The organism is Ignavibacteria bacterium (assembly GCA_016873775.1).
Lineage (GTDB): Bacteria > Bacteroidota > Ignavibacteria > UBA10030 > F1-140-MAGs086 > JAGXRH01.
Genome location: VGWC01000007.1, coordinates 45,345 through 58,532, shown reverse-complemented (window position 1 = coordinate 58,532; position 13,188 = coordinate 45,345). Strand labels below are relative to the sequence as shown.

The 13,188-nt window shown below is 38.7% G+C and carries 8 protein-coding genes and 2 tRNA genes; 8 read left to right on the top strand and 2 right to left on the bottom strand.

The window, feature by feature from the left end:
* The first annotated feature begins 57 nt into the window (after positions 1 to 57).
* The 3 genes from FJ218_02150 (at position 58) to FJ218_02140 (ending at position 5,858) form a co-directional block, all read left to right on the top strand.
* Positions 58 to 1,386, top strand: a complete 1,329-nt coding sequence (locus FJ218_02150; protein ID MBM4165714.1) for a hypothetical protein — start codon at positions 58 to 60, stop codon at positions 1,384 to 1,386.
* Between the two features lie 14 nt (positions 1,387 to 1,400).
* Positions 1,401 to 3,074, top strand: a complete 1,674-nt coding sequence (locus FJ218_02145; GenBank protein MBM4165713.1) for a DUF814 domain-containing protein — start codon at positions 1,401 to 1,403, stop codon at positions 3,072 to 3,074.
* Positions 3,075 to 3,146: 72 nt separating this feature from the next.
* Positions 3,147 to 5,858: a choice-of-anchor B family protein gene (locus FJ218_02140; protein MBM4165712.1), complete on the top strand. Its 2,712-nt coding sequence runs from the start codon at positions 3,147 to 3,149 to the stop codon at positions 5,856 to 5,858.
* A gap of 63 nt (positions 5,859 to 5,921) precedes the next feature.
* On the opposite strand, the gene FJ218_02135 is transcribed toward FJ218_02140, so the two are convergent.
* On the bottom strand, positions 5,922 to 7,499 hold the full coding sequence (locus FJ218_02135; protein ID MBM4165711.1) for a DUF4384 domain-containing protein: 1,578 nt from the start codon (positions 7,497 to 7,499) through the stop codon (positions 5,922 to 5,924).
* 172 nt (positions 7,500 to 7,671) lie between these two features.
* Here FJ218_02135 and FJ218_02130 point away from each other — a divergent pair, with 172 nt between their 5' ends.
* From FJ218_02130 to FJ218_02110, 5 genes are all read left to right on the top strand, one after another.
* Entirely contained in the window at positions 7,672 to 8,409 is a 738-nt protein-coding gene (locus tag FJ218_02130; protein ID MBM4165710.1) for a hypothetical protein, read from the top strand.
* The gene (locus FJ218_02125) at positions 8,393 to 9,598 is read left to right on the top strand and encodes a hypothetical protein (GenBank protein MBM4165709.1); all 1,206 of its coding nucleotides are present in this window, start codon (positions 8,393 to 8,395) and stop codon (positions 9,596 to 9,598) included. The genes FJ218_02130 and FJ218_02125 overlap by 17 nt, the downstream gene beginning before the upstream one ends.
* Positions 9,599 to 9,679: 81 nt before the next feature.
* Positions 9,680 to 9,751: transfer RNA gene (locus tag FJ218_02120), tRNA-Gly, on the top strand.
* A gap of 38 nt (positions 9,752 to 9,789) precedes the next feature.
* Positions 9,790 to 9,864 (top strand) — tRNA-Val (locus tag FJ218_02115).
* A 109-nt stretch (positions 9,865 to 9,973) separates the two neighbouring features.
* Positions 9,974 to 11,140, top strand: coding sequence for a pyridoxal phosphate-dependent aminotransferase (locus tag FJ218_02110; GenBank protein MBM4165708.1), 1,167 nt, complete (start codon positions 9,974 to 9,976; stop codon positions 11,138 to 11,140).
* Positions 11,141 to 11,221: 81 nt separating this feature from the next.
* Here the strand turns inward: FJ218_02110 and FJ218_02105 are convergent, their stop codons facing one another.
* Positions 11,222 to 13,066 carry a T9SS type A sorting domain-containing protein gene (locus tag FJ218_02105; protein MBM4165707.1) on the bottom strand — a complete coding sequence of 615 codons (1,845 nt, stop codon included), beginning with the start codon at positions 13,064 to 13,066 and terminating at the stop codon, positions 11,222 to 11,224.
* Positions 13,067 to 13,188 lie beyond the last annotated feature (122 nt).

Genomic DNA, 13,188 nt, shown 5'->3' with positions numbered 1-13,188 from the left:
AAAATGGAAATAAAAAAAAATTGTAAATTTACTCCCGATTTTAAAAACACATTTAGTATGAAATACAAAATTACTTTTCTCCTTCTTATTGTTTTGTTATCATGTTTTCCTTTCGAGAAGACTGATGCACAGATATTTTCACTTTCGCGTTCAGTGCAAAACATAAAATTCTCACGTTGGGCATTTGGACAGATTGGACATAAACAACATCCCGAAGAACTTTCCGGGAGCGTTGGGATGACGTGGATTGACGGCGAACCGTATTATCTTATCAATCTTACTCCCGAATTTGCATTCGGAAAATTCGGCGTTGGTTTGGATGTGAACTTTCGAATTAATAAAGAAGGAAAAATTCGCAATGGAGAATTCAGTAAAATGCGTTTCATTCGCTATCTTCGTTGGGGACAAAAAGGCGATGATATTTACGCACGTGTCGGTATTCTTGATTATACAAGACTTGGTCACGGATTTATTATGTATTTGTACCGCAACAGCCCAAGTTACGATGACCGTCGCAACGGACTCGAGTTCGATATGAATTTTGGAAACTATGGATTTGAATCCGTATACGGAGACTTTGCTCAAGCAGGGGTTTTTGGTATTCGCGGTTATACAAAGCCATTGAAACTAACATCTGCGAGCGAAATTCCAATTCTTGGTGAAATGGAAGTTGGTGCAACCATCGCAACCGATTTTCGCGACGATGCTGTTGTTGATTCAAATTTCAACGGACAAGGAAGTCTCGGCATATTCGGTTTGGATGTTGGTTTTCCGATTCTGAATTCGTCTTCAGTGAAGACAACATTTTATTTTGATTATGCAGAAATTCTTTCATACGGAAAGGGCGCTGCAATAGGAATCGAATCAGAATTTCACGGACTTGGCATCTTCGATATTTTTGCAAAGATAGAACGCAGATTTCCCGGCGATAAATTTCTTCCGAATTATTTTGATTCGTTTTATGAAATTGACCGATTTGAACGAATTCATCGTCTTGATACATTGCATTCTCCAGGTCCGGGAATTTTCGGCGATATGATAATCGGGATATTAGGAACGCTGCAAATTCGCGGGGCATATCAACAGTTTGATGATATTCCGAAAAGCGGATTTTTGCATTTTGAAACTTCTTCCGGAGCGATTATTCCCGTTGTTATTGTTGACGCGGGATACGATAAAAAATTCGTGGAAAATTTCGAGGATATTTTTAATCTCGATGAACGTTCACTGTTGTATGCGTCATTTGGGTATAAACCGTACCCGTTTATGACGGTTGCGTTGGTGTACACGTGGACGTTTGCAAGAGACAAGAATGGAATGTATCAGCCGCAGAAGCGTGTCGAATCGCGCATTACGTTTTCGTATCCCATCAATCGCGGTTCGTAAAGGATTGAACTGATTTGTTGAATCATTATTTTACACTATTGCAACTTTCGAAGGAACTTGATGCAGAATGTACCGAATCCACTGTCGAGGAAATTTTTACGCAGCATAAAAACGAACTTGTTATTACGTTTTCTAAAAATACCATTGAGCGTTCACTTGTTGTAAATTGTTCAGCAAAGAACAATCATATCTATTCGAGAGGAAAATTTTTTCGCGCAAAAAAAAACACGGTTGACGTTTTTCCTGAAATACAAGGAGAACAGTTGAAACGATGTTTTCTGCATAAGGAAGATAGAATTTTTGTCATAACACTTTCATCGGGAAAACAACTATGGTGCGCAATGGTTGGCGCGAAAGCCAATGTGTTTCTTCTTGATGAAAACAGTTTTGTGTGCGATGTATTCTTCACAGAAGACGAACAAACAGGAAAACAATTTCTTTTGGAAAACAAACACCATGCACCAAGCATCATTTCTTTGGCAGAGTTTGAACTGCAATTGCAATCATACGATTCCGTTTCACTTTTTACTGTATTAAAAAAAACATTTTCTTCACTCGGTTCGTTGTTGGTGAGAGAACTCTGTTTTCGTTCGCGTCTTTCGGAAGAAATTTTTGTTCGTGATATTACACATGAAGAACGCCATATTCTCTACAACGCTTATATGGACGTTCTCAACGAATGTCAAAATCCACGTTCACGTATTTATTTTCAAAACAACAACATCAAAGATTTTTCCATCATTCCGTTAAATATCTATTCATCGTATGATGAAAAAAAATATCTTACTATCAGCGAAGGAATACACGCATACATTTCTTTGAAACGAATTGAAGCGCGTTTTTTAGAACTCCAACATTCGCTTCATTCTTCATTGAAAAGCAAAGAAGCAAAAATTTCCCGTTCATTGCTTGCGATACAAAAGCAACTTTCTGAAAATTCAAAAGTCAAAGAATATCAGTATCGTGCGGAATTATTGCTTGCAAATCTTTCCCTGCTTCACAGGGGAATGAAAGAGATAACGTTATCGGATTTTGAAAATTCAGGAATAACGATTGTTATTCCACTTGAAGAAAAATTATCACCGGTTGAAAACGCAGAACGATACTTTGAAAAAGTGAAACAAACAAAAAGAGCGTTCGAAGAAATGGGAAAAAGAAAATCTACGTTCGATATGCAAAAGAACGCAGTTGAAAAAATACTTGCTGCAATTACGGAAATACGTACTGTTGATGCGCTGAATGATTTTATGAAAACAAGAGAAAGCGAATTGAAAGATTTAGGAATTTCAAAACCATCGGAAAAGGAAGAGACAAGAATTCCATTTCGTGTTTTCACCGTGAGCGGTGGTTACGAAGTTTGGGCGGGAAAAAACAGCGCTAACAATGATGAACTTACGTTGCATCATTCGCAACCGAACGATCTATGGTTCCATGCGCGCGGCGGGGGAGGAAGTCACGTCGTTTTACGAGTGAAAAATAAAAATGTACAAATACCGAAAGAAACAATTCTTGAAACTGCAAGTATTGCTGCGTATTATAGCAAAATGCGAAAAGCAACCAATGTTCCCGTTGCGTATTGCGAACGAAAATATGTGCGCAAACCGAAAGGAGTAAAAGAAGGAACAGTCTATATCGAACGCGAAAAAGTAATTTTTGTCGAACCAAAATTACCGTACGAAGAAGAATAATCATCTAAACGTATCAACCACAGAAGTTTTTTTATTCAGTCATTTACACTACAAACGAAACACAATAGTTGTATGAAATATCTTCTTTCACTTTTATGCATTGTATTTTTAACAAATACAACGTTCGCGCAATACGAACCGGGAATCAATAACAACATTACATTGCTTTCCCACAAAGACGATTACAACGTCTATTCCAACATTTGGGGATGGACGTCTCCTAATGGAAAAGAGTATGTTCTTCTCGGACATAATCAAGGTACTTCCATCATTGATATCACGAATCCGCAGCAACCAACAGAAGTTGATATGATTCCTGGACCAACTGCAAGCGGAACTATATGGCGTGAAATAAAAACATATTCGCACTATGCTTATGTTGTCAGCGAACACACGCAGCCAAATTCACTCAGTGGATTACAAATTATTGACTTACAATACTTACCCGATTCGGCTCATTTAGTACAGAACTATCGGTGGCCCGGAGTTACCTCTTCCAATGCGCGCGCGCATACGGTTTCCATTGATACGACAACTCCATATTTATACATTCAGGGAGGAACTTCAACTGCAGGAACGATCGGAGAACAAGGCGGCATTCGCATTTTATCTTTAGGAAATCCTGAAAATCCAACTTCCGTTGCAACAATGGCACAGCGATATGCTCACGATACATACATTCGCAACGGATTATTATTTGCAAGTAACATATATCAAAGCGGACACGTTGACATTTGGAAAATTTCTGACCCCGCGCATCCCAGACTCCTTCGCGCAATAACTTATCCCAACGGATTTTCTCACAATGCTTCCGTTTCAATGGATAATAAATACCTCTACACAACAGATGAAATTACCGGAGCAACGATGAAAACTTGGAATATTGAAGTGTTGTACGATACGGATACAACGAACGATGAGTTCACGTTCCTAACTTCCGAATACATTGGCGACGTTACACAAATTGCTCATAACGTTCACGTTAACGGCACGTATGCGTATCTTTCTCATTATGCAGAAGGAGTAAAAGTGCTTGATATTTCCAATCCTGCTGAACCTGTTGAGGTCGGTTACTATGATACCTATCCGCAACCAGGCAATGAATTTGTTGGCGATTGGGGAGTGTATCCGCATTTTCCTTCGGGAAATTTTGTCGTGTCCGATATTCAAAGCGGATTATATGTGTTTTCCTTCGATACGGTTGCGTGGGGAGGAATTCTCGGAACGGTTGTTGACGAAACTTCGGGAGATACGCTTTCCGATGCGAGTGTGCATTTTGTTGAAGCGCATAAAACAACGTATTCGGTTGCCGGGAATTTTTTGTTGAAAACAAATGCTGGAGTTCATACGCTTATTGTTTCCCGACTTGGATATTTTACGGATACCATCGAAGTGCAAATTCCCGAACAGAGTTTTGTTCAAAAAACAATTCCGCTGCGTTCGGAAAATGCTTTTATTTCTGTTAATAGAGACAGCATCGTCGTGTTATTGGATGTGGATTCTCTTGCAACAGAGTTTTTGGATATTGCCAATACAGGAACTGGAAAACTGTATTTCACTATTGATGATGTGAATGGTGTTCCATCTTCCCGAAATACCAAACATACTGTTCTCAACAAGTTCGACAGAAATAATTTTGGAAAACAACTGAAAGAATCGTTGCAACGTTCTTTTTTTTCTCAACACCTACATCAATCAATGCAGAATACAAATGCTGTTCGTACCGATGAACTTGCTGAGGATTCGCTTGGTGATGTAATCGGTTTATCCATTCATCCGGATATTCGAGCAATCTACGGCGAACAAAACGATAATTCTATTTTCATGAGTATGAAATTCTATTACCCGATTGATGCGGATAGTTTAACTATTGCGTATGCGTTTGATACAGACCAAAATCCGGAAACAGGCACAGTTGGCATTGGAATTTATCAGGGAGATATCGGCGCAGAGTATGATGTGTTCGTCGTTATTCCGCCAATAACAAATTTCGGAATTCCCCCCAATTCTGTTATCGTTTTCGATAATATAGGCGGAGGAAATCCGGCAATCTTCCCCGGTGCGGCACAAGTTGAAAGCGACAGTTCTGTTTCGTTTTCTCTCAACCTTAATGTTTTAGGAAATGATGACGGCAATATGAATTTGGTCGGAAGCGCATATTATTGGGCAGATAGTTTGGGAGGAAATCCTCCTTCTTCTTTTGATATTATTCCGAACACGGGACACACCTCATTAGGATTTGACCCGTTTGGCGATGTTCCATGGCTTTCGCACAATATTGTGATTGATTCGATTGACGGACCAGGATTCAAACGTGTTACACTAACGTTCGATGCAACGGATTTGGAAGATGATGAAACATATCGGGGAGTATTAATTGTTCTTTCCAACGACGCAACGAATCCGGAAATACTTATCCCGTTGGTGTTGACAACGAACGATATTGTTAGCGTGAATGATGATAAAAATATTTCGAACAAATTTGGCTTGGAGCAAAACTATCCCAATCCGTTTAATCCGACGACAACGATTCGATTTGAAATTCCCGTAGGGGCAATTCATGAATTGCCCTTACAAACAACGTTGAAAATATATGATATGTTAGGAAGAGAGGTATCGGAGTTATTGAGTAACAAAGTAATGGAAGCAGGAATGCACGAAGTAGAGTTTGATGCACGTGAATTGCCCAGCGGCGTGTATTTCTATCGGATAAGCGTAACTCAACTCGCCGATGCGAGTAAGTTGCGATACACAGAAACGAAGAAACTCGTGCTGATGAAGTAGCACGGAAATTTTGTTTTCGTCAATAATAAAAGCCTTCAATGTATCCAAAACCTTGAAGGTTTTTTATTTCATCGTCATAATTTGAATTCGGGCTTCTGTTTGCATCAATGATGGTTTATTTTTTTTGAAACCGCGAGTTACTCCGATAAATTTTTTCAGGTCATCTTTCAAAATCTGATAGCCATCCATTGTTTCGGTTGCAATTTTTTCAAACGTTTCCGTTCGCGCAATAATTTGCAGAACTTCTACTCCAAACGGCGGCGCACAATAAAATGTATCGGGCATCGTTACTGTAAAATTTACTTTTGATTCGTCAATGTAATAATCGTTTTGCATTAATGCTCGTTGTCCGTTTGCCAAATGATAAATAAACCGAAGATAGCACGGCATATTGACTCGCACGTATAAATTCATTCGTTCGTTTTCCGTAAACAGCAAATTCTCATTTCCTTTGTTTGTCCAAAGTTCAACGGAAAGCCCGCCATCAATGATTTCATTGTTATCAAATATCTTTTGGTCGTTAAATGCGCTCTGAAAATTTTCTGGTTTCAAACGTACCTTTGTCGTATCCAAGATATTTTTTTCAACATCAACTTCTGCGCTGCCGACAATTTTACTATCAGAAATTTTCGTAAGCGAAAGAATTATTTTGATGTTCGATTGTTGTTCCCAATATGTTCCCGATACGATATACTCCGCTCCCGAGGCTTCTGAAAATTCTTTTGCAACGTTTTTTGTTTTCGGCTGATACTGTGCAACTTGTTGAACAACGTTCCATTTTGCAACTTCCACAATTTGGTGTTCGAATATAGTTTTAAAGTAACGGGAAAATGCGCTTCCCATTTTGGTATGTTGAAACGTTGGCGGCGCAACAACGGTTGTAATTTGTTTTTCTTCGTTGTTCATTTTCAGACAATACGCAAGATACCACGCAGCATCGTCGAGAGAAGTTATTGGCTTTTGCACGAGTTTATTGATTTCATTTCGAACATGCGAACTCGTGAGTTCATCGTTGGAAATTTCCTGCTCAATGATAGAAAATTCTGTTCCGCACACATTCAGTACGATTTGCCATTCTTCAATTTCACGAAACAACGGAAAACACAGAAGATATTCTTCGAGCGCTTTCGAGTATTGATGCGCGCTCACGTACGAATTCGCAGAAGTACGATGTTCACTCAATTGTTTTCGCGCATGAGAGATTTTTGAATTATACAATGCAGAGAGTTTTTCTTTCTTTGCAAATGCTAATGCATAGTATGTTTCTTCATTTTCATCGTTGAAGGTGAGAACATCGAGTTCTTGCAGTTCTAACGACGTTGTCGTTTGTGTTGCTGTGCTAAAAAACTGGACCAGTTTATTGTTCGATTCTTCTACAAGTGAAGAAACTTTACTACGGATGGAAACGCGGACTTTTTCCGTAAGAATGCGTTTCGCGTCTTCTTTGACTTTCGTGAACGCATCATTTTGCTCATCTGCATCGGCATATTTTTTTAAAGAAAAGCCGGTGAGATACAAGCGTTCCGGATATGTAACGCTTTTTCCATGCTTCGTAACCCATTCGGGCAATTCATCCGAATGAACAATGTTCGGCGCCCAAAAATACAAGACCAACAATGAAACGAAGTATGGAATTTTCATAAAAAATCTTTCTTGTTCAATAAAGTATAATGGTATAATAAAATGTGGAGAAAGATACATTTTAAAAGTTTCATTTTTTTCTGCAATTCTTTTTTCCATCAATATTTTTTTTTTTAAGTTACGCCCGAATTTTTAATAATACAAAAAAAATTTCTACTAACTTTTTGCTACGATGTACAATTTACAAGGAATCACAGGGTACAAAGAGTGCATATTGCTCACGTTGCTTGTTTCACTGTTTTTATGGAGTTGTAATAACCAAACGGAAACTACAGGTACGTTGCCTCAAAACCCAACAGAGGAAAGTTCAAAATCTGCATCGGCACTATTAAAATCAATGATCGTGCGTGAATACACGTATGTTTTTGGAAGAAGTGTCGGAACGGGAAAAGTTGTCAAATCATTTCAATACGATAAAAAAGGAAATACCCTTCCGGCAATTAAACCGCCAGAATCGCAGCAATACATCAGTTCCGATGTGAGAACAATGGCGGTTGTGTACGACAAAGGAGCGTCGTCTGGAACGCTTTGGAAAATCAAAAACTTTGGGAATAGAAATTATTCGACACAGCAATGGCACGGAGAAAAACCGGAATACATAACAAAAAATAAAAAAGAAATCGAATTCAGCGACCCGAAAGATTCGTTGGGAAACAAATGGATATTCAAATACGATGAACAGGGAAATGTCGTAGAACAAATCGAATATACATCTTCGGGAAAAATTCGCACGAAAATGTTGTATAAATATTTTGCCAATGGCAACAAAATGGAAGAGCAGGAATATACTATGAATGGAGCGCACATTACTCGATTCGACAAACAGGGAAACGAACTCAGTGAAGTATGGTACGATTTATTAGATGAACCAAAAAAGCAATGGGTATATTCGTATGAATATTTTAACTGAAAAATGTTTCTGCAGTAACCCCAAAATTTTCATTCTTTGTTTTCTCTTCATTAGTTTTCTTTTCATAGGATTTTCTTCACAACAGAAAACAAGAACTGCGCGCGGAACGGTACCCGAAACGAAGGATACATTGCATATCCAATCGCTGAATGTTTGGCAATATTCGTTAAAGTTTGGCGTGCAAGAAGAATATGGAAGGAAAATCGAAACATCACGTTTCGATTCATTAGGGAATGTGTTGGAACGCATTACGTACCTCGACAACGATGTTATTTCTTCCATCGAAATGTTCATGTTTGATAGCGCAACAATATTGCTTGAAAAAGTTCACTATACGGCATACTATGATAGCACAGATTCTGCTCAATTATTTCATCACGATAGTTTGAACTTTGTTGAAGAAGAAATACAAAAGGAGCAACCTTTTTTTCCCCGAATTATCACATCGCTTGATACAATTGTGCGCGAAGAACGAGTGCGCGATTTACCGTATGGCGGAGTGTATGCGAGAACAAGATTTTTTTACAACGAAAAAAGATTGAAGGTAGAAGAAAAAACAGAGCGCATAGACTATGATAGCATTTCTGTTTCAACGTTGAATATCGGCGACTCCATTGTTATTGATGACGAAGAAGGCATCAAACAGCGAATAGATTTTGTAAAAACATTTCGGTACAATTCGTCGAATAATAGAATAGCGATAAACGTACTCATTGCGGGGAACGAAGTGTATAATCTCGTTTTTCAATACAACAAATACGGAAAGCAAAGGGAGAAAGTTCAATATGATTTCACCGGCGCCTTACGCAAAAAAATTTCGTACCGGTATTCCGAACGCGGAGTATTAACAGATGATGTTTGGTATGATGCAGATGGAAAAGTGCTTGCAAAGTCTCTCTATAAATACGACGGCAGAGGAAATGAAATTGAATTTGGAAAATACACAACGGAACGAATGTTCAGCGAAGGAATACGACGTGTGTATGACAAAAAGGGAAGAAAAACCGAAGAAATTTTTTTAGAAAAAAATGGGAGAGTAGCGTGGAAAAATTCCTATTCGTATAACAAAGAAGGGTTTGTTGCAGAACAATTGTATTATAAAAAAAATTCGGCGATGCCATTTCTCGTGCGAAAATTTGAATACGAATATTTTCCGGTCAAGAAAGAAATTCCACAGAACAAAAACTAACAATCTGAATTGTTCACGACAAACTCATTTGTTATATTTTGCCCGCGTTTTTCAAGAAATAATGTTCGCACAACAAAACTTGCGGGAGTAATTCAGCGGTAGAATGTCAGCTTCCCAAGCTGGACGTCGCGAGTTCGATCCTCGTCTCCCGCTCGTATAATTTCATAGTGAAAGTGAACGCATATTTTTTGGGACGCTTAGCTCAGCTGGTTCAGAGCGCCGCCCTTACAAGGCGGAGGTCGCAGGTTCGATCCCCGCAGCGTCCACTTTTCTCAAATTAGAATAAACATGTTTTTTTATGACGGTCAATAGTTTTTTCGTTCAATATACTATTGACCGTTTTCTTGTATTTAAAAATTACATTCAAGGATATTTATGCATATAGCAAATCGTGTTTCACAACTTGGTACTGAAGGTGCGTTTGAAGTACTTGCTAAAGCGCGCGCTCTCGAAGCACAAGGAAAAAAAATTGTTCACCTCGAAATTGGTGAACCGGATTTTGATACGCCACAATTTATTAAAAATGCGGCGAAGAAAGCACTCGATGATGGTTTTACGCACTATCTTCCATCTGCCGGATTAGCGGATTTACGTCTTGCTATTGCCGAACACATTTCATCAACTAGAAACATTCCTGTTGACGCTGACGAAGTTGTTATTACTCCGGGAGCAAAACCGATATTTAATTTCGTTATCAACGCAAGTATCAACGAAGGCGACGAAGTTATTTATCCGAATCCTGCGTATCCCATTTACGAATCGCTTATCAATTTTGTCGGAGGAAAATCTGTTCCGTACGTATTGCGCGAAGAAAACGGTTTTCGTTTTGATTTGAAAGAAGTAGAATCGTTAGTTACAAAGAAAACGAAAATGATTATCATCAATACTCCGCAAAATCCAACGGGAGGAATTATGACTGAAGGCGATATTGAAGGCGTAGCCAATCTTGCAAAAAAGCACGACTTGATGGTGATGAGCGACGAAATTTACGACAGAATTATTTATGATGGATTTGTTCACAAAAGTATTGCGACGCTTCCGGGAATGAAAGAACGAACAATTCTTGTGAACGGATTCTCAAAAACATACGCTATGACCGGGTGGAGATTAGGATACGGAGTGATGCCCAAAGAGTATGCAAAACTTATTGCAAAAATGCAAATCAACTGCACATCACACGCAACGGCATTTGCGCAAGTTGCAGGCGCGCTTGCTTTACGAGGTCCGCAAGCTGAAGTTGATGCTATGGTGAAGGAATTTCATCGCCGCCGTGATACGATTGTTGACGGATTAAATTCAATTCCCGGTGTAAGTTGCCATAAACCGCTTGGTGCATTTTACGTTTTTCCGAATATCAAAAAAACAGGAAAAGATTCTAAAACGCTTGCTGATATTTTGATGAATGAAGCGGGAATTGCCTGTTTGCCGGGAACTGCATTTGGAAAAGCAGGAGAAGGTTATTTGCGGTTTTCGTATGCAACGTCGGTTGCTAATATCGAAGAAGCAATTAAACGATTTAATGCGACGGTGGAAAAATTGTAATCGCTTGAGTCTAAAAAAAAACTGTTTCGTCAATGAAACAGTTTTTTTTTGTTTTGTAGATATTTTATTTGAATTGATAAATTATTTCAGCAGTATCATTTTCTTCGTTTCCAAGAATGTTCCGGCGCGTAAGCTATAGAAATACAAGCCGCTTGTTAATCCACTTGCATCAAACTGAACTTCGTGTTCTCCTTCGTCCATCGTTTCATTATTCAAAAGCGTTGCAACTTCTTGACCGAGAACGTTGTAGATTTTCAACGTTGTTTGTAAGGGCAATTCATGAATTGCCCCTACGGGAATTTCAAATCGAATCGTTGTTGTCGGATTGAACGGATTGGGATAATTTTGACTTAATGAAAATTCTTTAGGAATATTTACTTCCCCCGCGGAGATGGTGGAGGTGGTATTATTATTCTTCAATACAGAAACTGTATTTGACCAGTAATTTGCAGTTACAATATCGCCACCACCATCGCCATCTATATCGCTCACATAAACTGAAATTGGACCAACTCCAGTTGTATAATCAATTTTCGTCGCGTACGTTCCATTCCCATTATTCTTCAACACAGAAACTGAATTTGAACCCCAATTTGCAACGGCAATATCGCCATCACCATCGCCATCTATATCGCTCACATAAACTGAATATGGATTACCTCCTGTTGCATAATCAAATTTCGCCGCATACATTCCATTCCCATTATTCTTCAAAACAGAAACTGTATTTGCATTAAAATTTGCTGTTACAATATCGCCATCACCATCGCCATCTATATCGCTCAGAGAAACTGAACGTGGCTCAGTTCCTGTCGCATAATCAACTTTAAACGCAAACGTTCCATCTCCATTATTCTTCAGAACAGAAACTGTATTTGCATCAAGATTTGCCGTTACAATATCGCCATCACCATCGCCATCTATATCGCTCAGAGAAACTGAACGTGGCTCAGTTCCTGTTGTATAATCAACTTTAGGCGCAAACGTTCCATCCCCATTATTCTTCAACACAGAAACCGTATATGAATAGTAATTTGCAGTTACAATATCGCCATCACCATCGCCATCTATATCGCTCACAAAAACTGAAGATGGATAACTTTCTGTTGCATAATCAACTTTCGCCATAAATGTTCCATTCCCATTATTCTTCAATACAGAAACTGTATTTGACCAGTAATTTGCAGTAACAATATCGCCATCACCATCGCCGTCTATATCGCTCAGAGAAACTGAATATGGATTATCTCCTGTTATATAATCAACTTTTGCCGCATACGTGCCATCACCATTATTCTTCAGGACAGAAACTGTATTTGAAATCCCATTTGCAATTACAATATCACCATCACCATCGCCATCTATATCGCTCACAGAAACTGAAGATGGTAAATTTCCTGTTGCATAATCAACGTTAGTCGAAAATGTTCCATCCGAAATATTTACAACAACTGTAAATTGCCACAGCAACGGTGTAATAGCAACATCGTTTGCATTTTTTATTTTGTTGGTTACATTTACCGTAATAATGTCGCCTTTTTTAAAAGGGGTATTGGGAGTAAATGTTACAATGTTGTTGAATATCTTTGTATAGTCATTCCCACGCAAGTGGGAATCCATTTTTCCCACATCGTTGTGGTTTCCCGCGTTCGCGGGAATGACAGTTTTTGAGAACGCAGATGAAAACGAAAAACTTCCGCGGTACCTTCCGCTTGTTTGTCCGTACACCAAAAACGAGGAAGTGTCGTTAAATGTTGTGGTATTCATCGCTTGCGCAAACGTAACCTGTATCGTAGCGTTTGGTTGCACGTTCAACGCATTTTGAGGCGGAGAAACGCTTATCACCTGTGCATTTAAAGCGGCGATTTCTAAAAACAAAAAGGAAAATATCAAACAAATAAATGTTGAGTATCTATTTTTTTTCATATAGTTTGCTTTCGTAATTGTGTAAAACAAGTTGGAAACTTGTTCTACGGTGTTAATAAAAAAACTTGTAAACTTTTTTTAGTTGTCAATTATCATCATATAATCATTTCACTACTATCGTC